The sequence below is a fragment of the Streptomyces sp. NPDC047315 genome, assembly GCF_040643215.1.
Lineage (GTDB): Bacteria > Actinomycetota > Actinomycetes > Streptomycetales > Streptomycetaceae > Streptomyces.
Genome location: NZ_JBEYTZ010000008.1, coordinates 150,726 through 176,418 on the forward strand (window position 1 = coordinate 150,726; position 25,693 = coordinate 176,418).

The following is a 25,693-nucleotide window of genomic DNA, read 5'->3' on the forward strand; positions in this document are numbered from 1 at the left end:
TGCGCCCGCATGTAGCCGACTCATGCCGCCCTGGTCTGCATATGCTGCCGGCAGTGCACTCATTCCCAGACAGACTCTCCAAGGCCAGGAGCCGTGCCGATGTCAGTGGCCTGGGTTGTACTGTCTGGGCGTTCGCCTCGCTGTCCGTCCACGGCGTGGTATCGGCGCAAACCACCACATCACTGAAACAGAAAGAAGACCGTGAACGTCCCCGCCCCTGCCGGTATCGCGACCCTCGTCGCCTACGTCGCCACCATCCCTGCCGCCAACCTTGCCGTCACCCACTTCGGAGCTGTCCCCGTCGGCTTCGGCTACGCCGCCCCTGCCGGCGTCTATATGGTGGGTCTCGCCTTGGTACTTCGGGACCTCGCCCGTGAGTCCGCCGGCCGTGGTGCTGTTCTCGCGGCCATAGCCGTCGGCACCATCCTGTCGTACTTCCTTGCTGACCCGGCGCTGGCTGGCGCCTCAGCTGCCGCCTTCGCGGTGGCCGAGACAATGGACTTCGTCGTCTACGAGCCTCTCCGGAAGCGCGGCCTGCTGATCGCGATGCTCGCCTCGAACGCCGTCGGCCTGCTCGCAGACAGCCTCCTCTTCCTCAAGTTGGCCTTCGGTTCCTTCGAGTACCTGCCCGGCCAGATTCTCGGCAAGGCGTGGATGACCTTCGCTGCAATCGCCGTGCTGGCCCTCCTTCGACGCCGCAAGCAGGCGAGCGCGAACGCCTGATCACCCTCAGCACCGTTGGTGACGTCATCGGGGGTGCCGGTGTGGGCTTCGCGTGGCACTGACCTGTGCATGCGCAGTACCGGTACAACTCCCCGTGAATGTCTGGCCATTGACGCCAGGGCACGAGTCGCAGGGTCAACTTGCCTCGCTCCTGGCGCCTCCGATACGGTCGCGTCATCAATGAGGGCCCCACCATGCCTAGGTCTGGTGGGGCCCATTTGTGTCCTCTCGAACCCGGGGGGACCGAATGTCGCGTGCCACCGTCTTCTTCAGGTTTGGCGGCCAGGGAGACGGCGGCCGTGCTCATGCGAAAGGACAACTGGTGAGTACACACCATGGCACAGGCTCCAGCCAGCAGCCACCCGGGCATGGCCTCGCGGATGACGTCTGGGGCCCGGAGGCGCCGTCGTCGACGTCCGCCCATGTACGGCGCGCAAACGTACAACTGCTGGTCGGCGGCCGCACCGTCTTCGCGGTGTACATCTCGCCCGCGATTGTGGCCGGTGCAGTAGTTGCGTCCCTGGTGCTCGGGGCGGCGAGCTGGGGCCACTGGCCTTGGCCGTAGAACCGTGAGGCAGGCCGCGGGAGTACCTGCTCCCGCGGCCTTCGGGCGGCCATTTAAGGCACAGGCGGAGTGCTGCAGTGTCTCGCGGGCGCGGCCCGGGCCGCGCGCTATCTGTAGCGGCGGGTCGGCACGAGCCCGGCCTTCGCCGGCCCTGCCCACCTCAACGGCCTTCCGGGACACAAGACCGATCTGAGCCGGCGTTGCCGGATCGAGCAGAGCCATCCGGGATAGTGAGGCTTCGTTCGCCTCTGTACGCGAGACCCCAAATCGAACTCGTGGTTACGGTGGGGCAGCAGACCAAGCGTCTGGAGATGAAACTGGAGGACGCCGCTCTGAGGCTTAATTCGGTAAACAGCGACATCACCGGAGGTCGTTGCACAATTCGCAGGCAACGGTCGCTGCAGTAGCCGTGCGGCCGGCCGCTGCCCAGACGCGGACCATATTCGTCGCATCGAGCTCCGAGATGAAACTCGCGTCGATCCAGGACACGAGTGGCCGGTTAAGCGGCCGCATGTCAGGATCGGACCGTGCCTCTTTTCCTGGTCGCTGCCGAGAGTTCGGGGCTCCCTGCCGTGCCGCCCCCCAGGATGCGGCGGGTGGTGTTCGTTGCGTTGCTGAGCTCGGACGGGCGGCTCGCTCTGGTGGCAGACGACTTGCCTGGAACTGTTCCCCGATGGGTGCTCCCTTCAGGATCCGTCCGAGCCACAGAAACCTACCGTGAGGCGGCAGTGCGCGTACTCCTCGATGCGGTCGGCGCGATGCCGGTGCGCGGGGGCACTGTTGAAGGATGCCGCTGGGCTCAGGTACCTGTGCCCATAGGTCGGAGCCGTCGAGAGGCACACGTGTTCATCTTTCGTCTCGCTGCGGCTGATGCTCCGCCGGAGCATCTGCCCTGGAGGGGAGCGACACGCTGGGCGGGGCCTGAGCAGTGGCAGGAGCTGTGCACGCGGTGCGATCTGCCAGATGTGGATGTGCTGTTGACGGGATACCTGGAAGGATGGATCCCGGACGGGCGGATCACGTTGGGGCCTTGAACCCCCGCACCTCGGCACCCGCTCTCACTCTGCCCTGGCGATCGTAATGGCGGTCTCCTGCAGGGCCGCGGCAACCGCTGGCATGTCCTGTTCACGCAGACGTACGGCGGGTGCGTACACGGAGATCGCGGCGAGCGGTTCCCCGATGCGGTTGCGGATGGCCACGCCTACACCGTGCAGGTCGTGCGCGCTTTCCTCGAGGTCTGCCGCCCATCCCCGGACTCTGACTTCCTCCAACTCCACCTCAAGCAGCGGCCACTCAGTGATACTTCCTGCCGCCGTGGCAGGGAGCGCGGCCGGGAGTGTCGCGCGTACATCTGCCGGGTCGCGCAGTGCGAGCAGGGCCTTGCCCGCCGCTGTGACGTGGGCGGGGAGTTCCTGTCCGAGCGGAACACTGACGCGCAGGACATGCCGGCACTCGACTCCGTCGAGTAGTCGGACGACCGCCGCATCCAGGGAGTACAGGCACACCGTCTCCTGCAGCTTCTCGGAGAGCTCCTCCAGGGGTCTGCGCGCCTGTCGTCGGACGTCCAGCTGGGCGATCGCGGCCAGTCCCATGCGTACGAGCTGCGGACCCGCTGAGTATCCGCGCTGGCCAGGATCGTGACGCAGGAAACCCGTGCGCTGCAGGGTGACCAGGATGCGGTGTGCGGTGGAACGTGAGATACCGAGCTCCCGGGCGGTTTCGGTAACACCGATTTCCCCCCGGTCATACGCCAGGACTAGAACATCCAGGGCCTTCGTCACCGACGCCAAGGCCTCTGTCGCCGACAGATGCTTGCCATCCACCATGAAGGAACCGTAACGCTCAAACGTTCCCGGAGACCGGGAGCTTCGACAGAATCCACACGCCAGGATTCTGTGATGGCACGTCTCACAGTGCCGGTGCGGCATCGCACGAACCCGGCGAGTCAACTCTGTGCCAAGACGGGTTGAGTCCTGCGCCAACTCCGACCGAACTTGCCGGGCTTGAGCGCACTGTTGACCGTTTGATAGCGCCTCACAGGAACTGCGTGCGTGCCACAGTGTGCCGTCCCTACACTGGCAGCGACCTTCCTTAGGAGTTCGCCATGGCGGGATACCGGACCAGCGCACCTGCGTCAGACAAGGGTGTCTACATCGGCCAGGCCCGGCATGCTGTGAAGGAGCTGATCACTTCACTGCGCGGCGAGTTGGCGACATTGGAAGCTGTGTACGCGATGATGTGCCAGGGCGCCGAATCCACCGATGTCCGGGAAGAGCCGCCGGACACTGGCGAGGACGCGGAAACCGCCCAGCCTTCCTGGGAGGGTCCGTCTGAAGTGTCTGTCACCGACGAGGATCCTTCGTCCGAAGATGCGCGCCCGGGGATTGGCACTCGGGCCCTGGGGCCACCGCGTAACGGAAGCATGCGCGATGCGATCCTCACACTCCTGTGCGCTGCTCAAGAGGCAATGTCCATCACCGATATCGCGGCGGCGGTGCGCCCGGGAGCGGACGCGACGGTTCGCTCATCCGTCGGAAAAACCCTCAACCGTATGAAGCAACTTGGCGAGGTGGAAAACGTAGCACCGGGAATGTTCCGGGCCGTGCTGTCATCCAGGGCCGCTTGATCCACCCGAGAACGACCCTCACCCAACAAGCAGGCCTCCCTCGATTAGCGGTCGAGGGAGGCCGCCAAACACGCGAACGGACGCTTCTCCTAGCAGGGTTCCGGTCCGTCGCGCACGTTCACTCTAGCGCTCCCACGGGTGGCGCTAGAGGGCATCTGCGCCATTTCGCGCTTGAGCGTGCACGACTGACCTCAAAGAGGCAATTGGGGATCAGTCATGAGCACATTGGGTCGCATTCGATCCGGGCCAGAGCGCCAGGCCCAGGGCACGCTCCAGTCGGCAGACCGTCAGCACATCCGGCCAGGTGGCGCCAGCCAGCAGATCGCCGATGGTCTGTCTGCCGACGTTGCTCTGGGCTGCCAGAGCACGCAGCGAGAGCTCTGGCCTCTCACGCAGGGCGGCGGCGAGGCGGCGGGCAATCGTCTGGACAACCGCCGCGGCGGGCTCCCCGGCGATCCGGGCATCCGGCCACTCCTCCGGATCGACGGCGTAGCTCCATGGCGGCGCCGTGCGCGCTCGGCCTCCGGTCATAAAGATGCGTTCCTTCAGATCGTGATCGACACTGACACCAGTGGCCGGTTAACCGGCCACCTGTCATGGGCCTTGCGCCTGGAGGTCGCTGTGTCGAATCGCCTGCTGGCCTACGCACCGAAGGCGGAGACGGTGCCGCCCGCCCAGTGGCGCCGCATCGCTCCGGTCGTCCGCTCGCTGGGATTCATGGCCGTCGCAGCGGGACCCTACGGCCCAGACGTGGTCATGACGCCGCTCGCACGGCTGGTCGCCTGGGTCGAGTCCCAGGGCCTCCCGCTCGAACCCTCGGTGATCCTTGACCAGAGCACCGTCGAACGATTCATCCTCGTCGGCTGCCGCGACATGGCCGCCAACAGCCGCCGAACCTGCAGCAGCCAGCTGCGCCGGGCCTCCGAAGCACTCCTGCTGGACCAGCTCGGACAGCATCCGCCGATCCGGCTGAAGGCCACCGCCGCCCCAGTGGCCCCCTACCCGCCGGCAGAAATCGCCTACTGGCTGATCTGGGCGCAGAGCCTGCCCACCCCCGCCCAGCGGCGCAACGCCTGTCTTCTGTTCTGTCTCGGTGTCGGCTGCGGGCTCGCCGTTGAGGATCTTGTGTACGTTCAGGGGCGGGACATCCTCGCGGGTCCCACCGGCCGGGCACTGGTCAAGGTGCACGGGCGCCGTCCGCGCACTGTCGTATGCCGGTACGCCTACGAGGGACTGCTGCTGGCGGAAGCCGCCCACATCCCGGCAGACGCGTACGCCTTCCGGCCGGACTGGCAGGACCGAACCAGCAAGCACATCGCGTCGGACTGGCTGGCCAGGTACCCACGGATCATCGGCCGTTGTGACGGCGCCGTGCTGCAGACCCAGCGGCTGCGCACGACCTGGCTCGTCGACCTGCTCAATGCAGGCATTCCGCTGAGGGTGATCCTCAAAGCGTCCGGACTCGGGACCCTGCACAGCCTCTCGCGCTACCTCGTCTTCCTGCACGACGTGCCCGAAGCGGAGGCAACCGATCTGTTGCGCGGGGCGGCATGAGCAGGAAGAACCCAGAGGACAAACCCTGCCGGCGTACCGGCCTAGCCCTACGCCCTGCACCGCAGGCCCCCGGCCGTACCCTCAACGACCGCGTTGTGAGGCAGGTCTTCGACCTCGTGCGCCACAGCGGAGTACTGGAACGCCTTCCCCTCAACGAGCACCGGCCAGGCCCAAAGGGCTTCCCGTTCCGCACAGTGCTGATCGGCCTGATCCTGTCGCAGTACATGGGCAAGAGCGCGAACATCAACGACGCATGGGAGACGCTCTTCTTCGCCTTGTCTCCAGGGTCCAAAGCCCTCCTTGACGTCCCCGACGTCGACTTGCACATCCGCGAGGGCGCGACCCGAGAAGAAATCGACCGCGTCGCGCACCATCAGTACGCGACGTCGAAGCGCGTCTACCGGTCCTGGTCCTCGATGACCCGGCGCCTCGACCCTGCACCGCACGACCGCCGCAAGCGGCTGTCGCTCAGTGAGGCCAAGAAGATCCGACGGAAGTGGAATGCCCGCGACAACCAGGACACCGTGCGCAACCTGGAGGCCATCGCCCAGGATCTGATTCTCGCTCCGGTGATGGCCTCCTACCGGCGCGGCGACTTCGCTCGGTGGCCTGGCCACATCGCGGTCGACGACACTCCGGTTCCGGTCTGGGGCAAAGAGCCGGACTACCACCAGGACCGGGCCTCGCTTGAGATCACCGCCGGGATGTACGTGAAGGGAGGAACGCAGAAGAAGTCGGGGCCCAGCGGCAAAGCTCCGGCCTCCACGAACACTGGCACCCGGCGCGGCACGGCAAACAAGCCAGTGTCTCGCAAGAGCAGGTCGGGCCAGGAGAAGAAGGTCAAAGCTTCGGAGAAGAGAGAGTTCCGCTACGCCATGATGGCTGCTTTCCCGGGCCATGGCCATGGCGACCTCGCCGGCGCCTACCCCGCGGTCTGCCTCGGCATGATCCTTCGCACGCCGGGCACCGAACCCGGCCCGGCCGCCCTGCGCGCCATCCAGCCGGCCTTCGAACGAGGCCTGGTCAAAGACCTGTTCTGCGCCGACCGGGGCATCACCCAGGCCAAGCCTCACAACCTGCATCTGCAGCTGCTGAAACTCGGTCTCAACGCGGTGAAGCACTACAACGACGACAAGGTCGACCGGCAGGGAGAGTTCCGCGGCATGCAGTTGGTCGGCGGTGAGTTCTACTGCCCGCTGATGCCCACCCCGCTCATCACTGCGGGCGCCACATACATCGACAGCCGCGCGGACGAGGATCGCGCCCACGCACTCAACCTGATCCAGTCCCGGAAGGACTACCAGGCCAAGATCAAGGAGTACGGGCCCGCAGGGGACCAGCGTCGACAGTGCCCTGCCCTCGGGTCCCACGCCACGGTCACCTGTTACCGCCGGCCCCAGCCACGCCCGTCCACCGTCGTCGACCTCGACGCCCCCACTGTCCGTAACCCGGCAGCCCTGCCTACCATCCCCAGGCCCAAGCGGGACACCCCCGTCTACCCAGACATCTGCAGGGGGAAGAGCGTCACAGTCCCGGGCACCGTGTTGGCCAAGTGGCGGCAGAAATACCCCCTGTTCACGCCTCGGTGGCAGGAAGCCTGGTCCGGACTGCGCAGTCAGAACGAGGGCGGCAACGGCAACCTCAAGAAGTCCGCCCTCGACAGCATCGACAATCCGCAGCTCCGCCTGCCGCACGGACGTGTCGCACAGACCCTGCTCAATGCCGTCATCATCTTCGTGGCGAACCTCAGAGCCATCCGACGGTTCCTCCGAGACCAGGGCATCCAGCCCCGCAGAGCCGGCACGCAGAGCACCGCAACCCGCCTCGGTGCGTACTCCGATCCTCAGCAGGCGCGACCGCTCCCGACCGAGCATGCCGAGCCTCCGCCACGCGAGTGACACACCCCCGCCGCGCTCCACCCCCTGAAAACCCCACATGCCTGCGCCACGGCTACCAGCCGTCGCGCAGGCATGTCCTGTTTCCGCAGGTGAGAGGCGCAGTGCCTGGACCGCCACCGCCTCACCTCCTCATCGAGCCGATCACGAGGCTCGAGGCCCCAGAAACGACGAATTACCGGTGAGTCACATGACTCGACCGGTAATTCGTGAACGCTTCGGGACGATCTCGTGAACGTCCCTTCTTAAGTGTCCGAGGGGGGACTTGAACCCCCACGCCCGATAAAGGGCACTAGCACCTCAAGCTAGCGCGTCTGCCATTCCGCCACCCGGACCAGGTGTCTGTCGCTCGGCCTCGGCCGTTCCGACGTGGAAAACCATAGCAAACAATCGGGGCGCTCGATCACGCCCGGCCCCCCGCCCGCCGGCGGGCGGAACCGGCGGGGGAATCGAGGGCCGACGGGCCTTGGGGGAGCGGGCGGAGCGGGGCAGGATGAGGGGGAGCACCAGCGCGACAGCGGGAGGAAGCACGTGAGCGAGCCGAACACGGTCCGTAACGTCTCGGGCGAGGACGAGGTCGTCGATCTGTGCCGGGACCTGATCCGGATCGACACCAGCAACTACGGGGACCACTCGGGCCCGGGCGAGCGCGCGGCGGCCGAGTACGTCGCGGAGAAGCTCGCGGAGGTGGGCCTCGAACCGAAGATCGTCGAGTCGCACCGGGGGCGCGCCTCCACCGTGGCGCGGATCGAGGGGGAGGACCCGTCCCGGCCCGCGCTGCTCATCCACGGGCACACCGACGTCGTCCCCGCGAACGCCGAGGACTGGACGCACCACCCCTTCTCCGGGGAGATCGCGGACGGCTGCGTGTGGGGCCGGGGCGCGGTCGACATGAAGGACATGGACGCGATGGCGCTGGCCGTGGTGCGCGACCGGATGCGCAGCGGTCGCAAGCCCCCGCGCGACGTGGTGCTGGCCTTCGTCGCCGACGAGGAGGCCGGCGGCGCGTACGGCGCCCGCTACCTCGTCGACAAGCACCCGGACTTCTTCGAGGGCGTCTCGGAGGCCATCGGCGAGGTCGGCGGGTTCTCGTTCACGGTCAACGAGAAGCTGCGGCTGTACCTGGTGGAGACCGCCCAGAAGGGCATGCACTGGATGCGGCTGACCGTCGACGGCACCGCGGGCCACGGCTCGATGACCAACGACGACAACGCGATCACCGAGCTGTGCGAGGCCGTGGGGCGGCTGGGCCGGCACCGCTGGCCGGTGCGGATGACGAAGACCGTGCGGTCCTTCCTGGACGAGCTGTCCGACGCGCTCGGGACCCCGCTCGACCCCGAGGACATGGACGCCACCCTCGCCAAGCTCGGCGGCATCGCCAAGATGGTCGGCGCGACCCTGCACAACTCCGCGGCGCCCACCATGCTCGGCGCCGGGTACAAGGTGAACGTGATTCCCGGACAGGCCGTCGCCCATGTCGACGGACGCTTCCTGCCGGGGTACGAGGAGGAGTTCCTCGGCGAGCTCGACCGGCTGCTCGGGCCGAAGGTGCGACGCGAGGACGTGCACGCCGACAAGGCGCTGGAGACCAGCTTCGACGGCGACCTGGTGGACGCCATGCAGTCGGCGCTGCGGGCCGAGGACCCCATCGCGCGGGCCGTGCCGTACATGCTCTCCGGCGGCACGGACGCCAAGTCCTTCGACGACCTCGGCATCCGCTGCTTCGGCTTCGCGCCGCTGCAACTGCCGCCGGAGCTGGACTTCGCGGGGATGTTCCACGGCGTCGACGAGCGCGTTCCGGTCGAGGGGCTGAAGTTCGGCGTACGCGTGCTCGACCGCTTCCTCGACCAGTGCTGACCTCCTCCGGCCGGCCCGCGCGGCGGCTTCGCAATCGTTCCTGTGTGCGTGGCTGACTGGAAAGAGTGAAAGCCTCCTTCGTCTCGTAGCCCTCGGTGAGCCCTCCTCGTTACAGGTGTTGCGGTCCGCGGCTGGGACCGCATTGCCTACGAGGAGGAATCATGATCAAGAAGGTCGTCGCTGCCGCAGCTGTCACTGGTGGTCTGGTGCTTGCCGGCGCGGGTGTGGCCACGGCCAGCTCGGGTGCCCAGGGTGCTGCCGTGAACTCCCCCGGTGTGCTCTCGGGCAACGTCGTTCAGGTTCCGGTTCACATTCCGGTGAACGTCTGCGGCAACACCGTCTCCGTCATCGGGCTGCTGAACCCGACCTTCGGAAACACCTGCATCAACGGCTGAACGAAGTGACTCGACCCCCGAGGGTTCGAGGGTGAACCCGGGCGGTCCCGGAGCGCGCGACACGCGTTCCGGGACCGCCCGGCCTTTCCACCCGGGCGATCGGCCCGGAGGAGATCCCGTACGAGCGAAGAAGGCAGGAAACACCTATGAGACAGGTCACTCGGAAGGGCCTGATCACCATGGCTGCGGCGGGCGGGGCTCTCGCGCTCGGCGGGAGCTACGCCCAGGCCGACTCGGGGGCGTACGGAGCCGCCACCAACTCCCCGGGCGTCGCCTCCGGCAACAACGTCCAGGTCCCGGTCAACGTCCCCGTGAACGCCTGCGGCAACTCGGTCGACGTCGTCGGACTGCTCAACCCGGCCTTCGGCAACGAGTGCGCCAACACCTCCGCCAAGCCCAAGCCCGTGTCGAACCAGGCGCCGACCGCGCCGGGCACCGGCGCCCCGGGCACGGCGACGCCGATCGGCGGCGGTTCGCAGTCCGGTGGCGGCGCCCACGCCGGCGGCGGCACGGCGAACTCCCCGGGCGTCGGCTCCGGCAACGACGTCCAGGTCCCCGTCGACGTCCCCGTGAACGCCTGCGGCAACACCGTCGACGTGGTCAGCCTGCTCAACCCGGCCTTCGGCAACGACTGCGCCAACGACAGCTCGATCACCCGGCCGCACGTCCCCGCGCAGCCCGGCGAGCCCACCAAGCCGGTGATCCCGAAGACCCCCGCCACCCCGGCCACCCCCAGCACTCCGCCGACCGCGGTGAAGGGGACCGACCGCGAGCCCAACCGGCCCGTGGCGCACTCCGCCGACCGTCCCGCCGAGACCCTGGCCCAGACCGGTGCCGACTCCCTCGGCCTGATCATCCCGGTGGGCGCCGGAATGCTCCTCGCGGGCGCAGTGCTCTACCGACGGGCGCGCGCCTGAACACGTGCCCCCGGCACGCGCCGCACGCCCCCGACTGACTACTCCCAGCCGCCCCTTCTTGTCGCGCTCAGGCCGCGCCGCTGCGCCGGCCGCACCGCGAAGGGGCGGCACGACCGAGCGGGCCCCGCCGTGGCAGGGCCCGCTTCGCACTGATCACCACGTGGCGCGCAGCTGACGGATGATGCGTCGACGCAGCCGCACCCTACGGCTGCCGTCCCTCAGCAGCGTCAGTCGGTCCAACTCCCAGTGTCCGTACTCGGCATGGTCGGTCAGCAGACGGGTCGTCTCCTTGCGGGGCACCCCGCGCGGGACGTACACATCGACAAATTCGTATTCCGGCATCGCATCTATTGTGCGGGCACCGGCCCCGGACGGATAGCGTCTGCACTATGTCTGATGCTGCGCAGCCCACCGCCGCCGAGGTACGTGCCGCCGCCGAGGCGGTCAAGGCCGCCCTCGACCGCCACCTCGCGGCTGTCGAGAACCGCACCGGAGAGGACGACCCGGCCGTCTACGAAGCGTTCAACGCCCTCGCGGCGGCGGCGGAGGCGTACGACGAACGCCTCTACGACCGCTACGACGAAGTCACGCCCTTCGAGATCCCGGGGGTGGACGACGCGCTCCCGCCGTACGCGGGCCCCGAGAACCCCAACGCCCTCAGCGTCCTCATCCGCCGGGACTACGCCGTCGTGGAACCGCAGCGGCTGCTCTCCCAGGCGCAGCGCGTCGCCGACCTCGACGCCGGCGCCCCGGAGCGGGCCCAGGTCGTGGGCGCCAGCGTGCACGCAGCGCTCGGGGTGCTCTTCGGGGAGTACGAACCGGACGAGATCGCCTCCCGGCACAAGGAGTTCGGACTGGAGGAGGGGGACTCCACGCTCTGGGTCTCCGCGGCCGACGAGCTCGCCGAGCCGGGCGAGTGGCTGAGCGCCCCCTTCGAGGCGGACGCCCAGCGGGTGGTCTGCCGCTTCGACGTCAGCTCGGTCTTCGACGAGGACGACCTGGGGGAGGAGCTGGTGCGGTGACCGGGCTCGACGAGGTGTGCGGCTGAGGCCCCGACGGGGGCCGCACCGGGCCCCGTACCCCCGCGCCCTTTCGGGAGCGGGTGCGGTACGGGGCCCGGGTCGTCACCTCAGCGGGCCGGGTCCTGGGGGGCCTCCCGGGCCGGCGTCACCGCCCGCGGCACCTCAGCCGCGGTGGGCCAGCAGCGCCGTGGCGATCGCCACCTGGGTCGGCTCCAGGGCGGACTTGCCGTCCGCCACGTCCCACAGGCCGTTCTGCAGGACGCGGCCGAGGGTCCAGCCCACGGCCCGCCGCCGGTCCGTGTCGACGGCCTCCGTCAGCACGTCGAAGCGGCGCAGCACCGCGCGCGTGACGTCGCCGGACGCCACCACCTCGCCCCACCGGTCGTCCAGCGCGGGCAGCAGGTCGAAGCCGGGGTCACCGGCGAGCGGTTCGGGGTCGATGGCGAGCCACGGCTCCCGCTCCCCGGCCAGGACGTTGCCGCTGTGCATGTCCCAGTGGAGCAGGCGGTCCCCGGCGTCGCCGACCAGCTCGCGCACGGTGGCGGCGCAGGTCTCCAGCAACTTCCGCTCGACGGGATCGCGCAGCGCCGGGGCGGCCTGCGCGGTCGCGTCGACCATCGCGGTGGCGATGTCGGACAGCCGGCGCACGCCCTGCGGCGCGGGGACCGCGGTGAGCCGCGCCATCAGCCCGGCGAGCACCTGTAGGGCCGTTTCGCCGTCGTCGAGCGACGACAGGGGGCGGGCCGCGTCGAGGCGCTCCAGCAACTGGGTCGCGGACGCGTCGTCGTGCTTCAACAGTCGTACGACGCCGTCGCCGCGCCACGCCCGCAGACCGTCGGCGACGCCGGCGGTCTCCTCCCGGAGCTGCTGGAGCTTCAGGACGGCGGGTGCGCCGTCGGCTCGGAGCACGGGCAGCACCAGGGATGCCATGCCGTGGGCCGCCGGGCCGTCCGGGCGCAGCTCCCAGCGCTCCAGGAAGCTGCCGCCGAGCCGCGGCAGCTCGGCGAGCCAGACCTGCGCCTCGGGCCTGTCCGCGCCGTAGGTGGCGACGAACGTCTCGGGGACGTCGATCGTGGTCGATGCATGCATGAAAAGGGTCTCCTTCGCAGAAACGTCGCACAGCGCGGTTCGGCTGGCGATGCGGGGCGAAGGAGTGGCGGGGGTGCCCGGATGTCGGGCAGGCGTCAAATCATCGGTTCACCCTAACCGGACGTGATCTTGTCGCGTTCCCCCCTTTTTCGGGCCCGGGCCGCTACGACGGCTGGGCCAGCAGGCCCTCCAGGAGGAAGCGCAGCCGGGTCGTGCGGGGCTTGGCGGGGGCGGAGGCGACCGCCTGGGCCAGGGCCCGGTCGACGCCGTGGACCACGGAGAGATGGCGCTCGGCGCGGCCGAAGGCCGTGTACACCCAGGGGCGGGTCAGGGCGCCGGCGGCGTCGCCGGGCAGCACGACCACCACGGCCGGCCAGCGCAGGGCCGCCGCCTGGTGGGCGGTGAGGGCCCAGCCGTGACGCACCGCGGACTCCACGCGCTCCTTGGGGACGGTCACGGCGGTGCCCGAGCAGTCCAGGTGGAGGCCCCGGGGGTCCGCGGAGACGACCGTGCCGGGCAGGGTGCGACCGGGGGAGGGGACGTACGCCACCCGGTCGCCCGGGTCGAAGCCGCCGAAGCGGCCGGGGCCCGGGTTCAGCCGCTCCTTGAGGGCGGTGTTGAGCGCACGGGTGCCGACGGGGCCCGGGTGGGCCACCGTGATCACCTGGGTCTGTGCGGCGGGCACGCCGATGGCGCGGGGCACGGAGTCCGCGACGAGCTGGACCGTACGGTGCACGGCCTCGCCCGGGTCGCGCACGGGCACGATGACGACTTCCTTCTCCGGCGCCGCCACCTCGGTCAGCTCGCCGACGCCGATGCCGGAGACCAACTCGCCGATCGGGCCCGCGTCCGGGACGCGGGAGGCGACCTTGGGGCACACCCCGGCGGCCAGCAGATCGACGAAGACCTGGCCGGCACCGGCCGGGCCGAGCTGCCCCGGGTCGCCGCTGAGCAGCAGCCGGGCGCCGTCCGGCAGGGCCTCGACGAGGGCGGCGGCGCTCTCCACGTCCAGCCGGGGCGCGTCCAGGACGACGAGGAGGTCCAGCGCGAGGGCCCCCTCCTCGTCACGGCCGAGGTCCGCACCCCCGGACAGCAGGGCGGCGACGGTGACCGCGACGGGGCCCAGGGCGCCGGCGGCCTGCTCGCTGTGGACGGCGACGCGGGCCCGCAGTCCGAGCTCCGTCGCGCTCACCGCGACGGCGACCGGCTCGGCTCGGGCCGCCTCGCCGCCGGTGTGCGCCACCAGGCCGTGGGCGGCGATCGCACGGGTCAGCTCCGTGGGCTCGGGCACGGCTTCCCACCGCTCGTCTGCACCGGCCTTGGCGAGCCGGGCCAGCCCGTCGGCAAGGCTCTCCTCGGCGAGGGCGTAGCGGTCGAGCCCGAGCAGCAGCGGGGCGGCCTCCCCGGCGGCACCGGCCTCGGTGCCATCGCCTTCGTCTGCGCCCTCGCCTCCGTCCTCGTCGGAGCCCTGCTCGTCGGAGCCGTCGGCGCCGTCCTGGAAGGCGAGCACGGCGCCGTCGGCGACGGCCTGCCGCAGCGCCTCGTCGGGAGCGGGGACCGAGCGCTCGGCGAGCCCGGCCAGCACGGCGGAGGCGTCGAGCGCGGTGTGTCCGTGCAGGGCGGCGCGCTCCAACTGCCAGGAGATCAGCGCGGCCGTACGCCGCTCGTCGCCCGGTCCGCAGCCGTCGCCGAGGAGGGCGCGGGCGAATCCGTCGGCCTGTTCGGGACGCACTCCGGGGATGCTCAGCAACTGCCAGGGGTCCTCGCGGAGCACGTCGGCGGCCTGCTCGCCGAGCTCTTCCACCGCGCGCGCGGCCACCTCCTGCGGGGCGCCGCCCGCGGCGAGCACGGACCGCACTGCGGCGAGGGCCTGCGGCGCCAGGGCGGCGGGCGCCTGCGCCTGATGGGGTACGGCCGTGGCGCCGCCCGCCGGCGCGGGCTCGGCACGCCGCTCGGCCGGGCCCGGCGCGGGCGGGGCCGCGGGGCGCGCCGGGGCGGCGAAGAAGGCGCTGCCGGACTTCTCGCCGCTCTCCACGGCCCGTACCGCGGCGAGCAGGTCGGCGGCGGTGCCCTTGAGCTTCGTACCGCTGTCGACCGGGCCCGCCCGGTGGGACTTGCGCTCCTCGATGCGGGCCCGTAGCTCCCGCTGCGCCGCCAGCTCCGCCTGGGCTTCGGAGAGCTCCGGGGCCTTCGCGGCGTCCGCCTTGTCCTGGGCGCCCTCCGTGCCCTCTGCGTCCTCTGCGCTCGCCGTGCCCGCCGCGCCTTCTGCGTCGGAAGACGTCGCGGGCGCGGGCGCAGGCTCGGCCTCGGGCACGGGTTCGGCCTCGGGCGCCGGCTCGGCGGCGGTGTCGGCCGGGGTGCGGCCCCGGGAAGACGCGGTCACAGCGTGCTCCAGTCCTGGTCGGGATAGCGGTGCACGGGCGCCGACACGTCGTCGAGCGCCTGGCAGATCTCGTCGGGAAGCGTAAGCGTCTCCACTGACAAAGCGGTCATCAGCTGCTGGGCGTTGCGCGCGCCGACGATGGGGGCGACCACGCCGGGGCGGTCCCTGACCCAGGCGAGCGCCACGTGCAGCGCGGAGGTGGCGAGCCCGTCGGCGGCGGTGACCACCGCGTCCACCACACTGGTGGCCGCCTCGTCCAGATACGGATCGACGAAGGCGCCCAGCCGCTCGGACGCGCCCCGGGAGTCCGCCGGCACCCCCGTGCGGTACTTCCCCGTCAGCACCCCGCGGCCCAGCGGCGAGGACGGCAGCAGCCCCACGCCGAGGTCCAGCGCGGCCGGCAGCACCTCGCGCTCCACGCCGCGCTGGAGGAGGGAGTACTCCATCTGGGTGCTGGCGAGCCGGGTGCGCGCGCCCGGCGCGGCCAACTGCCAGGTCGCGGCCTTCGCGAGCTGCCATCCGCAGAAGTTGGACACGCCCGCGTACCGCACCCGGCCGCTGCTGACGGCGATGTCCAGTGCCTGGAGGGTCTCCTCCAACGGCGTCTGCGGATCGAAGGCGTGCACCTGCCACAGGTCGACGTAGTCCGTGCCCAGGCGCTGGAGGGAGTCGTCGAGCGCGGCGAGCAGATGCCCGCGCGAGCCGTCGAAGCGTCGGTCGGGGTCGGCGACGCTGCCGGCCTTCGTCGCGATGACGAGATCGCGCCGGGGCACCAGCCGCTCCACCAACTGCCCCAGCACGTACTCGGCGTCGCCGCCGCCGTACACGTCGGCGGTGTCCACGAGCGTGCCGCCCGCCTCCCAGAACGCCTTCAGCTGATCGGCGGCGTCGTGCTCATCGGTGTCCCGGCCCCAGGTCAGGGTGCCGAGTCCGATCCGGGACACGCGCAGGCCGGTGCGGCCGAGATGCCTCTGCTCCATGAGCGCTGAGATTACTGGCCGGGGGCACACGCGGAGAGAGCCTGTGGACAACCGTCGTGGCGCACACCACCGTCGAGGACCCCGCACCGCCCCTGACGCCGTGGGCCACCGCGCGCTAGAGTCCCCGGACAAGGGACGTTACTGATCGGTAAGGGGAGTGGTTATGCGGCTGGGCATCAACCTCGGTTACTGGGGCGCGGGCATGGACGGCGACAACCTGGCCGTCGCCCAGGAGGCCGACCGGCTCGGCTACGACGTCTGTTGGGCCGCCGAGGCGTACGGCTCCGACGCCCCGACCGTGCTGAGCTGGGTCGCCGCCCGCACCGAGCGGATCGACGTGGGCTCCGCGATCATGCAGATCCCGGCCCGTCAGCCCGCCATGACGGCGATGACCGCCGCCACCCTCGACTCCCTCTCCGGCGGTCGCTTCCGACTCGGCCTCGGCGTCTCGGGACCGCAGGTCTCCGAGGGCTGGTACGGGGTGAAGTTCGACAAGCCCCTCTCCCGCACCCGCGAGTACGTCGAGATCGTCCGCAAGGCGATGGCCCGCGAGCGGCTGACCCACGAAGGCGAGCACTGGACCCTCCCGCTCCCCGGCGGCCCCGGCAAGCCGATCAAGCTCACCGTGCACCCCCAGCGCGAGCACATCCCGCTCTACATCGCCGCCATCGGCCCCAAGAACCTGGAGCAGACCGGTGAGATCGCCGACGGGGCGCTGCTGATCTTCCCCTCCGCCGCCCATCTGGAGGAGACCGCGCTGCGTCCGCTGCGCACGGGCCGCGAGAAGGCCGGGAAGACGATGGACGGCTTCGACGTCTGCCCCACCGTCCCGCTCGCGCTCGGCGAGGACGTCGCCGCCCTCGCCGACACCTTCCGCCCCTACACCGCCCTGTACGTCGGCGGCATGGGCAGCCGCAAGCAGAACTTCTACAACCAACTCGCCGGCCGCATGGGGTACGAGAAGGAAGCCGCCGAGATCCAGGACAAGTACCTGGCGGGGGACAAGGACGGCGCCGCCGCGGCCGTACCGCAGCAGCTGATCGACTCCACCACCCTGCTCGGACCGGTGGAGCGGATCGCCGACGGGATGCGGGCCTACGCGGACGCCGGCGTCACCACCCTCACCCTCGCCCCGGCCGGCTTCACGCTCGACGAGCGGATCGCCGGGCTCCGCGCGGGCACCGAGGCCCTGGAGCGCGCCGGGCTGGCGTGAGCCGGAGCGCGCCGGGAGGAGTGGGCCGGGGGGAAGAGAGGTCCGTGGCCGTGGTGGGGGCTCGGGGGCACCTCCCCGCCACGGCCGTCACGCGTACAACGCCCGCGCCCCCGCGCCGGTTACTGCCCGCCCGCTGCCGACCGTGCTCCGGCCGACCGCCCGGAGCACGCCGTGCCCCGTTCGGCGGATCCGCCTCGCCTGAGCTGTTGCCACCTCGGCCGCACCGCATTTGACTCGTTCTTTGCGGATGCCTTCAGGAGGTGGCAGTTCATGCTCTCGGCCCGAAGCCTGTTCCAGGAAATCATCGACAACGACGACTCCTACCAGCTCTTCTGCTCGATCGCCGCCAGCGGTGAGGCCCAGGGCGGCTGGGAGAACGCCCGGATCGCGGCCCTCGTGCCCCCCGAGCTCCAGGAGCTGGCCCCCAGGATCACCCGTCACGGCGCCGACGAGGACAAGCACGGCCGGATCTTCAACGCCCTGCTGAAGAAGCGCGGGCTGGAACCCGTTCCGGTGCCGCCGGAGGCCGACTACACCATGCTCCTGGAAGGCCGGGGCATCGGCCTCGCGCACGAGAAGCTGGGCCGCGACGAACCCCTCAGCGAAGAGGACATCGTCGTGTACCTGTCCCACAGCAGGGTCACCGAACAGCGCGCAGCCGACCAGATGGAGATGCTGCTGACGTTCTTCGGGGACCACCCCGAGGTCGGCAAGGCCATCAAGATGATCTCCAACGACGAGACCAACCACCTCGCGTACTGCCACGAGGAACTGCTCCAGCTCGCCGCCGCAGGACACGGACGGACGATCCACCGGGTGCTGCGCCGCAGCGCGCTCGCGGAGATCTCGATCTACCGGGACGTCAGCCTCGCCGTGATGGCCCACATGGGCCGCATCCTGGGCTGGCCGCGGTCCAAGGCGGCCGTGCTCACCGCCGGTATCCACGGGATGTACGCGTACGAGCGGCTGGGCGGCTGGCGGCGCATGGTCAGCCTGTCGATGCCGGAGCGCCGCGGCGCGCTGGACGGACCCCCGACCACGGCACCCGCGATCTGAACCCGGTCCCGGTCGCCCGCCTCCCCGGCCCGGTCGCCTGCTTTCGGGCCCGGCGGCGCGCTCACAGCCAGCCGCGGCGCTTGAACTGCCGGTGCAACCCCCACACCACCACGATCATCAGCACCAGGACGGCCGGGTACCCGCCCACCCACCTCAGCTCCGGCATGTGGCGGAAGTTCATCCCGTAGATGCCCGCGACCATCGTGGGCACCGCGGCCATCGCCGCCCACGCCGAGATCTTCCGCATGTCGTCGTTCTGGCGCACCCCCTGTTGCGCCAGATGGGCCGACAAGATGTCCGACAGCAGCCGGTCCAACGCCTCGACCTGCTCGTTCGCCCGCATCAGATGGTCCTCGACGTCCCGGAAGAAGGGCCGGGAGCGCTCGTGGACGAACGGCACCCCGGTGCCCGCCAGCCGCGACATCGGGCCCGCCAGCGGCCCGCTGGCCCGCCGGAACTCCAGCAGCTGCCGCTTGAACTGGTAGATCCGCGCCGCCGTCGGCCGGTCCGAACCGCCGTCCCGACCGGGGGAGAAGACCTCCGTCTCCAACTCCTCCAGGTCCAACTGGAGCTCTTCCGCCACGTCCATGTAGCCGTCGACGACCGCGTCGCTCACCGCGTACAGCACCGCGGTCGGCCCGTGCGCCAGCACCTGCGGGTCGCCCTCCAACCGCTGGCGCACCGCGGCCAGCGGCGCCATCGGGCCGTGGCCGACCGTCACCACGAAGCAGTCGCCGACGAAGAGCATCAGCTCGCCCGTGGTGACCACGTCCTCCGCCGGCTCGTACCCCACCGGCTTCAGGACGGCGAACAGCGAGTCGTCGTACACCTCCAGCTTGGGGCGCTGATGGGCCCGCAGGGCGTCCTCCACCGCCAGCGGATGGAGCCCGCAGGCGTCCCGCACCAGGTCGAACTCTTCCTCCGTCGGCTCGTTGACCTCCACCCACCAAAACGCGTCACCACTGGCCCGGGCCGCGGCGAGGGCTTGGGAGAGGTCGTCGGGCACGTCCGTCGTGCGACGGCCCTTGCGGTACACGGCGCAGTCCACGATCACGGCGTGCTCCCTTCCCCGTCCGCGCCGTGCGCACACGTGCCGTCCGCCGAGGGAGCCCCGTACGCCCCCCGCGGAGGCCCGGTGCGCCTACCCTGGCGGGCATGGCCACGCTGATCCTCGTACGTCACGGACGCTCCACCGCCAACACCGCAGCGGTGCTCGCCGGCCGCACCCCCGGGGTCCACCTCGACGAGCGCGGCGCCGCGCAGGCCGCGGGCCTCGCCGGACGGCTCGCCGGCGTGCCGCTCGCCCTCGCCGTCAGCAGCCCGCTGGAGCGCTGCCGCGAGACCCTGCAGCCCCTCCTCGACGCCCGGCCCGGGCTCGACCTGCGGATCGACGAGCGGATCGGGGAGTGCGACTACGGCGACTGGTCCGGGCGCAAGCTGGCCGAGCTGGCCGGCGAACCCCTGATGGAGGTCGTCCAGCACCACCCGTCGGCCGCCGCGTTCCCCGGCGGGGAGTCCCTGCGCGGCATGCAGCAGCGCGCCGTCGAGGCCGTGCGCGAGTGGAACGACCGGGTGGACGCCGAGCACGGCGAGGACGCCCGCTACCTGATGTGCTCCCACGGGGACGTCATCAAGTCCGTCGTCGCCGACGCCCTCGGACTCCACCTCGACCTCTTCCAACGGATCCACGTCGACCCCTGCTCCGTCACCGTCGTCCGCTACACCCGCACCAGGCCCTTCCTGGTCCGGCTCGGGGACACCGGGGACCTCGGCCCGCTGGTGCCGAACCCGACCCGGGCGGAGCCCGCGGAGGCCGGCGCGGAGGGCGACGCGGTCATCGGAGGCGGCGCGGGCGCCCCGTGATCGTCGGGCGCAGTAGGGTTGGACGGGCCGAGTGCCTGAATGGCAGCACAGTCCCAGCAGGGTCCACCCCGCAGTCCTGGTGGCCTTTCCCGAGTCTTGAGGGAGTCAGAGCGTGTCCCGTCAGGTGTTCCTCTACGACCCGCCGGACCGGTTCGTGGCCGGTACGGTCGGGCTCCCCGGACGCCGTACGTTCTTCCTCCAGGCGTCCGCCGGAGGGCGCGTCACCAGCGTGGCGCTGGAGAAGACGCAGGTCGCAGCCCTCGCGGAGCGAATCGACGAACTGCTCGACGAAGTCGTGCGCCGCACCGGCGGCAACGCCCCGGTGCCCGCGGTCGCCCCCAACGACATCGCCGACACCGCCCCGCTCGACGTCCCCGTCGAGGAGGAGTTCCGCGTCGGCACCATGGCGCTGGCCTGGGACGGCGAGGAGCAGCGCATGATCGTCGAGGCGCAGGCGCTGGTCGAGTTGGACGCCGACTCCGAGGAGGACCTGGCCGAGGCCGAGGAACGGCTGCTCCAGGACGAGGAGAACGGCCCGCCGATGCTGCGCGTCCGCCTCACCGGGGCCCAGGCGCGCGCCTTCGCCAAGCGGGCCCTGGACGTGGTGAACGCCGGTCGCCCGCCGTGCCCGCTCTGCAGCCTCCCGCTCGACCCGGAAGGACACGTATGTCCGCGCCAGAACGGATACCGCAGGGGGGCGTGACCGGCCCCGACCTGCTGACCCTGCTCGCCGACGGTGAGCTGACCGTGCGCGGCCGGATCCGCGAGGCGTCGAACGCGGCGCTGGTGTGCACGGTCGCCCTCGACGGCCGGGAAGCCTCCTGCGTCTACAAGCCCGTCGCCGGCGAACGCCCGCTGTGGGACTTCCCCGACGGCACCCTCGCCCAGCGCGAGGTCGCCGCCTACGAGGTCTCCGAGGCGCTGGGCTGGGGGCTCGTACCGCCGACCGTGCTGCGCGACGGCCCCTACGGGGAGGGCATGGTGCAGCTCTGGATCGACGCCGACCCCTCGGCCGAACTCCTCGCCCTGATCGAGGGCGAGGAGCCGGGCGACGGCTGGAAGGCCATCGGCTTCGCCGAGGTCGGCGAGGGCCGCACCGCGCTCCTGGTGCACGCCGACGACGAACGGCTGCGGCGGCTCGCCGTCCTCGACGCCGTGATCAACAACGGCGACCGCAAGGGCGGACACCTGCTGCCCTCGCCCGACGGCGCGCTGTACGCCATCGACCACGGTGTCACCTTCAACGCCGACGCCAAGCTGCGCACGCTGCTGTGGGGCTGGGCGGGCGAGCCCCTGCCCGCCGACGCCCTCGCCGCCCTGGAGGAGCTGGCGAAGGCCCTGGCGCCGGAGCGGCGGCTCGCCACCCGACTGGGGGAACTGCTCACCCCGGCCGAGGTCGACGCGATCCGCGCCCGGGTGGACCGACTGCGCGACAGCGGCCGGCATCCCGCGCCCTCGGGACAGTGGCCGGCCATCCCCTGGCCCCCGATGTGATTTCACCCCCCGCAACGCCCCCGGGACGGCGCCGGCCTGCGGCGACACCCCGCGCGGCGGCGCCGGAGCGAAGTCGTTGTACCCCACACGCGCGCCGGGACGGGGCCTGCGGTTAGGCTCGAAGGCATGCATGCCTGGCCCGCTTCTGAGGTCCCCGCCCTGCCCGGCAAGGGCCGCGACCTCCGGATCCACTCCACCGCGGACGAGGGTCCCGTCACCCTCGTCCCCGGCCCCGTCGCCCGTATCTACGTCTGCGGCATCACGCCGTACGACGCGACCCACCTGGGTCACGCGGCGACCTACAACGCGTTCGACCTCGTGCAGCGCGTGTGGCTCGACACCAAGCGGCAGGTTCACTACGTCCAGAACGTCACCGACATCGACGATCCGCTCCTGGAGCGCGCGGTGCGGGACGGCGAGGACTGGACCGCCCTCGCGGAGCGCGAGACCGCGCTGTTCCGCGAGGACATGACGGCCCTGCGGATGCTGCCGCCGCAGCACTACATCGGTGCGGTGGAGTCGATACCCGGCATCGTTCCGCTGGTGGAACGACTGCGCGACGCCGGCGCCGCCTACGAACTCGACGGCGACACCTACTTCTCCGTCGAGAGCGACCCGCACTTCGGCGAGGTCTCGCACCTCGACGCCGAAACCATGCGGCTGCTCTCCGCCGAGCGCGGCGGCGACCCCGAGCGCCCCGGCAAGAAGAACCCGCTCGACCCGCTGCTGTGGCTGGCCGCCCGCGACGGCGAGCCCCACTGGGACGGCGGCAGCCTCGGCCCCGGCCGCCCCGGCTGGCACATCGAGTGCGTGGCCATCGCCCTGGAACACCTCGGCATGGGCTTCGACGTGCAGGGCGGCGGATCCGACCTGGCGTTCCCGCACCACGAGATGGGCGCTTCGCACGCCCACGCCGTCACCGGCGAGCACCCCTTCGCGAAGGCGTACGTCCACGCCGGCATGGTGGCGCTGGACGGCGAGAAGATGTCCAAGTCCCGGGGCAACCTGGTCTTCGTCTCCGCGCTGCGGCGCGACGGCGTCGACCCGGCCGCCATCCGGCTCGCGCTGCTCGCCCACCACTACCGCGCGGACTGGGAGTGGACGGACGAGGACCTGACGGGTGCGGTGGCGCGGCTCGGCCGCTGGCGCGCCGCGGTCTCCCGCCCCGACGGGCCGTCCGCCGACGCCCTGCTGGAAGAGGTCAGGGAGGCGCTGGCGAACGACCTCGACGCCCCCGCGGCGCTCGCCGCGGTCGACCGCTGGGCGGAGCGCCAGCAGACCGAAGGCGGTACGGACGAGGGCGCGCCCGGGCTGGTGTCCCGCACCGTGGACGCCCTGTTGGGCGTGGCGCTCTGACGCCGCGTCGAGAAGCCCCCTCACTCTGACGAGGGCCGTGGTCGATCCGGGTCGCCGGGGTTCCCCACCCCGGCGACCCGCTCACTTTCGGCCACCGCGGGGCGTGGTGTCCCCGGGTGTGGCAGGTTGTCGGTGTTCCCCGGGACGTCGAGTTCCTCGGGACATCGACCGGAAGGACGCTCCATGCAACGTTCCTTCGCGCGAAGAGGGGTCCTGGGCGCCGCTGCCGCCGTCGGCGGCGCGGCGCTCCTCGCACCGCTCGCCCCGACCGCCACCGCGGCGCCGACCGCCCGCGCCCCGTGGCCCACCGGCTTCCCGCTGCCCCGCGGCTTCCAGCCCGAGGGCATCGCCATCGGCTCCAGCCCGTACGCCTACTTCGGCTCGCTCGCGGACGGCTCCGTCCACCGGGTCGCCCTCGCCACCGGCCGCGGCCGGACCGTCGTCCCGCCGCTCGGCCCGGAACACAACGTCGTCGGGCTCAAGATCGACCGTCGCGAGCGACAGCTCTTCCTCTGCGGCGGCTGGAACCGGGAGATCCGGATCGTCGACGCCACGACGGGCGCGCCGCTCGCCGCGTACACCGGCCTCGGCGCGGCGGACACCGGGATCAACGACGTGGTGCTCGCCCCGGGCGCCGCCTGGTTCACGGACTCCTTTAACGCCCACCTGTTCCGGCTGCCGCTGGACCGGCACGACGAACCGACCGGACCCGTCGAGACGGTGGCGCTGACCGGGGACTGGGAGCAGGGGCCCGGCTTCACCACGAACGGGATCTCCCGCACCCCCGACGGCCGTTCCCTCCTGGTGGCGAACACCGTCGTCGACGGCGGCGGGCTGGTGCGGGTGGACCCGAGGAACGGGCGCTGCCGCCGCGTCGACCTCGGCGCGCTGCGACTGCCCTTCGCCGACGGCCTGTTGCTGCTGGGCCGGCTGCTGTACGTGGTGCAGCAGCAGTTGAACACGGTCAACGTGGTGCGGCTGGACGACGCCGGGACGAGGGGGACCGAGGTCGCCCGGATCACGGACGCGCGCTTCAGGATCCCGACGACCGCCGCGGCGTACCGGGGCCGGATCTATCTGCCGAACGCCCGCTTCGACGTCCAGCCGACGCCGGACACCGAGTACGACGCGGTCGCGGTGGAGCGCGTACGGGGCTGAGCACGCGGGAGGGGCGGCGCCCGCACTGCTCGGACACCGCCCCTTCCCGTCGCTTCACGCGCCGGCGCCGTACGTCACTCGTCGGCGTCGGGCCCGTCGGACCGACCCGACTCGCCGGGCTCTGTCGACTCACCCGACTCACCGGGCTCGCCCGATCTGTCGGTTCTGTCGATTCCGTCGGTCGATCCGTCGGGGCCTTCGTCTTCGGCTCCGTCGCCTCCGTCGCCCGCCCCGTCGGATCGGTCCTGCTCCGGCTGGTCCCGCTCGGGCCGTTGCGCCTTCGACGGTCGGTTCGCACCGCCGGTCACGTCCCGCAGGCCCGAGGTGTCCCTCAGGTACGGCGCCCCGGGCCCGCCCGCCGTCGGACCGCCCTCGCCGCCGTCCGCGACGATGCCCGGGCCGGTGCCCGGACCGCCGTCCCGCCGTCGTAGATAGCGTTCGAACTCGCGCGCGATGGCCTCGCCCGACGCCTCCGGCAGCTCCGCGGTGTCCCGGGCCTCCTCCAGCGTCTGCACGTACTCGGCCACCTCGCTGTCCTCGGCGGCCAGTTGATCCACCCCGAGCTGCCACGCCCGGGCGTCCTCCGGCAGTTCGCCCAGCGGGATGTGCAGCCCGATCAGGTCCTCCAGCCGGTTGAGCAGCGCCAGCGTCGCCTTGGGGTTCGGCGGCTGCGACACGTAGTGCGGCACCGCCGCCCACAGGCTCACCGCGGGCACGCCCGCGTGCGTGCACGCCTCCTGGAGGATGCCGACGATCCCGGTCGGGCCCTCGTAGCGGGTCTCCTCCAGGTTCATCGTCCGGGCGAGGTCCGGATCGGAGGTGATGCCGCTGACCGGCACCGGGCGGGTGTGCGGGGTGTCCCCGAGCAGCGCGCCGAGGATCACCACCATCTCCACGCCCAACTCGTGGGCGATGCCCAGGATCTCGTTGCAGAACGAACGCCACCGCATGGACGGCTCGATGCCGCGCACCAGGACCAGGTCCCGCGGTTTGTCGCCGCCGACCCGCACCACCGAGAGCCGGGTCGTGGGCCAGGTGATCTTCCGTGCGCCGCCGTCCAGGAACACCGTGGGGCGGTTGACCTGGAAGTCGTAGTAGTCCTCGGCGTCGAGCGCCGCGAACACCTCGCCCTTCCACTCCCGCTCCAGATGCGCGACCGCGGTGGAAGCCGCGTCGCCGGCGTCGTTCCAGCCCTCGAACGCGGCCACCATGACCGGGTCGATCAGCTCGGGTACCCCCTCGAGCTCGACCACCCAGTGCCTCCTTCCGACGTCTTCTCTCGTACGCCCCAACCTTACGGCTTGGGGGCCGGCCCGCCGCAGCCCCGTGCACGCCAGGGTGAACTTCGGCTGATCTTGGGCAACGACGGAACCAACGGCGATTCATCCGAGCTGTCACCTCGCAAGTCCACCCCGTTCCCGCTGGATTCGGTCGCACCCCTGGACTCTCCGCGCGATACGGCGCTATACATCGGATGACCAAGAGGTCGGATCACCCAGGGATCCCTTGATCGCTCTGTCATCTGCTTCTGTACCGGAGTACCGGAG

At 71.2% G+C, this 25,693-nt stretch carries 24 protein-coding genes and 1 tRNA gene; 16 read left to right on the forward strand and 9 right to left on the reverse strand.

Features of this window, described 5'->3' with window-relative positions; translation table 11 throughout:
• The first annotated feature begins 201 nt into the window (after nt 1–201).
• Together ABZ842_RS11450 and ABZ842_RS11455 are read left to right on the forward strand one after the other, a co-directional pair.
• Nucleotides 202–723 (forward strand): VUT family protein, encoded by a 522-nt coding sequence (locus ABZ842_RS11450; protein WP_099280465.1) that lies wholly within the window; start codon nt 202–204, stop codon nt 721–723.
• 1,152 nt (nt 724–1,875) lie between these two features.
• The gene (locus ABZ842_RS11455) at nt 1,876–2,322 is read left to right on the forward strand and encodes an NUDIX domain-containing protein (protein WP_361535928.1); all 447 of its coding nucleotides are present in this window, start codon (nt 1,876–1,878) and stop codon (nt 2,320–2,322) included.
• A 24-nt stretch (nt 2,323–2,346) separates the two neighbouring features.
• Here the strand turns inward: ABZ842_RS11455 and ABZ842_RS11460 are convergent, their stop codons facing one another.
• On the reverse strand, nt 2,347–3,114 hold the full coding sequence (locus ABZ842_RS11460) for an IclR family transcriptional regulator (RefSeq protein WP_361535531.1): 768 nt from the start codon (nt 3,112–3,114) through the stop codon (nt 2,347–2,349).
• Nucleotides 3,115–3,392: 278 nt separating this feature from the next.
• On the opposite strand from ABZ842_RS11460, the gene ABZ842_RS11465 reads away from it, so the two are divergent.
• Complete coding sequence (locus ABZ842_RS11465) at nt 3,393–3,914, forward strand: hypothetical protein (protein ID WP_361535534.1); 522 nt, start codon at nt 3,393–3,395, stop codon at nt 3,912–3,914.
• A gap of 210 nt (nt 3,915–4,124) precedes the next feature.
• Here ABZ842_RS11465 and ABZ842_RS11470 read toward each other — a convergent pair whose 3' ends face one another.
• Nucleotides 4,125–4,445 carry a helix-turn-helix transcriptional regulator gene (locus ABZ842_RS11470; protein ID WP_079259476.1) on the reverse strand — a complete coding sequence of 107 codons (321 nt, stop codon included), beginning with the start codon at nt 4,443–4,445 and terminating at the stop codon, nt 4,125–4,127.
• 21 nt (nt 4,446–4,466) lie between these two features.
• On the opposite strand from ABZ842_RS11470, the gene ABZ842_RS11475 reads away from it, so the two are divergent.
• Complete coding sequence (locus tag ABZ842_RS11475) at nt 4,467–5,468, forward strand: hypothetical protein (RefSeq protein ID WP_361535537.1); 1,002 nt, start codon at nt 4,467–4,469, stop codon at nt 5,466–5,468.
• A gap of 95 nt (nt 5,469–5,563) precedes the next feature.
• Complete coding sequence (locus ABZ842_RS11480) at nt 5,564–7,366, forward strand: hypothetical protein (RefSeq protein WP_361535540.1); 1,803 nt, start codon at nt 5,564–5,566, stop codon at nt 7,364–7,366.
• A 247-nt stretch (nt 7,367–7,613) separates the two neighbouring features.
• On the opposite strand, the gene ABZ842_RS11485 is transcribed toward ABZ842_RS11480, so the two are convergent.
• Nucleotides 7,614–7,698: transfer RNA gene (locus ABZ842_RS11485), tRNA-Leu, on the reverse strand.
• Nucleotides 7,699–7,894: 196 nt separating this feature from the next.
• Between ABZ842_RS11485 and ABZ842_RS11490 the strand changes: the two genes are divergently transcribed.
• The 3 genes from ABZ842_RS11490 (at nt 7,895) to ABZ842_RS11500 (ending at nt 10,532) form a co-directional block, all read left to right on the forward strand.
• The gene (locus tag ABZ842_RS11490) at nt 7,895–9,220 is read left to right on the forward strand and encodes a M20/M25/M40 family metallo-hydrolase (protein ID WP_361535543.1); all 1,326 of its coding nucleotides are present in this window, start codon (nt 7,895–7,897) and stop codon (nt 9,218–9,220) included.
• A gap of 161 nt (nt 9,221–9,381) precedes the next feature.
• On the forward strand, nt 9,382–9,615 hold the full coding sequence (gene chpH, locus ABZ842_RS11495) for a chaplin ChpH (protein ID WP_361535546.1): 234 nt from the start codon (nt 9,382–9,384) through the stop codon (nt 9,613–9,615).
• A gap of 146 nt (nt 9,616–9,761) precedes the next feature.
• The gene (locus ABZ842_RS11500; RefSeq protein ID WP_361535549.1) at nt 9,762–10,532 is read left to right on the forward strand and encodes a chaplin; all 771 of its coding nucleotides are present in this window, start codon (nt 9,762–9,764) and stop codon (nt 10,530–10,532) included.
• 153 nt (nt 10,533–10,685) lie between these two features.
• Here ABZ842_RS11500 and ABZ842_RS11505 read toward each other — a convergent pair whose 3' ends face one another.
• The gene (locus tag ABZ842_RS11505) at nt 10,686–10,874 is read right to left on the reverse strand and encodes a DUF5703 family protein (protein ID WP_361535552.1); all 189 of its coding nucleotides are present in this window, start codon (nt 10,872–10,874) and stop codon (nt 10,686–10,688) included.
• A gap of 47 nt (nt 10,875–10,921) precedes the next feature.
• On the opposite strand from ABZ842_RS11505, the gene ABZ842_RS11510 reads away from it, so the two are divergent.
• The gene (locus ABZ842_RS11510) at nt 10,922–11,554 is read left to right on the forward strand and encodes a hypothetical protein (RefSeq protein WP_361535554.1); all 633 of its coding nucleotides are present in this window, start codon (nt 10,922–10,924) and stop codon (nt 11,552–11,554) included.
• Nucleotides 11,555–11,716: 162 nt separating this feature from the next.
• Here the strand turns inward: ABZ842_RS11510 and ABZ842_RS11515 are convergent, their stop codons facing one another.
• From ABZ842_RS11515 to ABZ842_RS11525, 3 genes are all read right to left on the reverse strand, one after another.
• Nucleotides 11,717–12,643 (reverse strand): aminoglycoside phosphotransferase family protein, encoded by a 927-nt coding sequence (locus tag ABZ842_RS11515; protein WP_361535557.1) that lies wholly within the window; start codon nt 12,641–12,643, stop codon nt 11,717–11,719.
• Between the two features lie 163 nt (nt 12,644–12,806).
• Nucleotides 12,807–14,957 carry an ATP-dependent RecD-like DNA helicase gene (locus ABZ842_RS11520; RefSeq protein ID WP_361535930.1) on the reverse strand — a complete coding sequence of 717 codons (2,151 nt, stop codon included), beginning with the start codon at nt 14,955–14,957 and terminating at the stop codon, nt 12,807–12,809.
• A gap of 65 nt (nt 14,958–15,022) precedes the next feature.
• Nucleotides 15,023–16,006, reverse strand: a complete 984-nt coding sequence (locus tag ABZ842_RS11525; RefSeq protein ID WP_361535560.1) for an aldo/keto reductase — start codon at nt 16,004–16,006, stop codon at nt 15,023–15,025.
• A 163-nt stretch (nt 16,007–16,169) separates the two neighbouring features.
• Here ABZ842_RS11525 and ABZ842_RS11530 point away from each other — a divergent pair, with 163 nt between their 5' ends.
• Together ABZ842_RS11530 and ABZ842_RS11535 are read left to right on the forward strand one after the other, a co-directional pair.
• Complete coding sequence (locus ABZ842_RS11530) at nt 16,170–17,219, forward strand: LLM class F420-dependent oxidoreductase (RefSeq protein ID WP_361535563.1); 1,050 nt, start codon at nt 16,170–16,172, stop codon at nt 17,217–17,219.
• A 270-nt stretch (nt 17,220–17,489) separates the two neighbouring features.
• On the forward strand, nt 17,490–18,275 hold the full coding sequence (locus ABZ842_RS11535) for a ferritin-like domain-containing protein (RefSeq protein WP_361535566.1): 786 nt from the start codon (nt 17,490–17,492) through the stop codon (nt 18,273–18,275).
• Between the two features lie 61 nt (nt 18,276–18,336).
• Here ABZ842_RS11535 and ABZ842_RS11540 read toward each other — a convergent pair whose 3' ends face one another.
• The gene (locus tag ABZ842_RS11540; protein ID WP_361535569.1) at nt 18,337–19,329 is read right to left on the reverse strand and encodes a magnesium and cobalt transport protein CorA; all 993 of its coding nucleotides are present in this window, start codon (nt 19,327–19,329) and stop codon (nt 18,337–18,339) included.
• Between the two features lie 101 nt (nt 19,330–19,430).
• On the opposite strand from ABZ842_RS11540, the gene ABZ842_RS11545 reads away from it, so the two are divergent.
• The 5 genes from ABZ842_RS11545 (at nt 19,431) to ABZ842_RS11565 (ending at nt 24,146) form a co-directional block, all read left to right on the forward strand.
• Nucleotides 19,431–20,138: a histidine phosphatase family protein gene (locus ABZ842_RS11545; protein WP_361535572.1), complete on the forward strand. Its 708-nt coding sequence runs from the start codon at nt 19,431–19,433 to the stop codon at nt 20,136–20,138.
• Between the two features lie 112 nt (nt 20,139–20,250).
• Nucleotides 20,251–20,841 carry a DUF3090 domain-containing protein gene (locus tag ABZ842_RS11550; RefSeq protein ID WP_361535575.1) on the forward strand — a complete coding sequence of 197 codons (591 nt, stop codon included), beginning with the start codon at nt 20,251–20,253 and terminating at the stop codon, nt 20,839–20,841.
• Nucleotides 20,805–21,632: an SCO1664 family protein gene (locus ABZ842_RS11555; RefSeq protein WP_361535578.1), complete on the forward strand. Its 828-nt coding sequence runs from the start codon at nt 20,805–20,807 to the stop codon at nt 21,630–21,632. Before ABZ842_RS11550 ends, ABZ842_RS11555 begins: the two co-directional genes overlap by 37 nt.
• Nucleotides 21,633–21,758: 126 nt before the next feature.
• Nucleotides 21,759–22,988 carry a cysteine--1-D-myo-inosityl 2-amino-2-deoxy-alpha-D-glucopyranoside ligase gene (gene mshC / locus ABZ842_RS11560; RefSeq protein ID WP_361535581.1) on the forward strand — a complete coding sequence of 410 codons (1,230 nt, stop codon included), beginning with the start codon at nt 21,759–21,761 and terminating at the stop codon, nt 22,986–22,988.
• Between the two features lie 183 nt (nt 22,989–23,171).
• The gene (locus tag ABZ842_RS11565; protein ID WP_361535584.1) at nt 23,172–24,146 is read left to right on the forward strand and encodes a superoxide dismutase; all 975 of its coding nucleotides are present in this window, start codon (nt 23,172–23,174) and stop codon (nt 24,144–24,146) included.
• Nucleotides 24,147–24,220: 74 nt separating this feature from the next.
• On the opposite strand, the gene ABZ842_RS11570 is transcribed toward ABZ842_RS11565, so the two are convergent.
• Entirely contained in the window at nt 24,221–25,399 is a 1,179-nt protein-coding gene (locus ABZ842_RS11570) for a PAC2 family protein (protein WP_361535587.1), read from the reverse strand.
• Nucleotides 25,400–25,693: the final 294 nt, after the last annotated feature.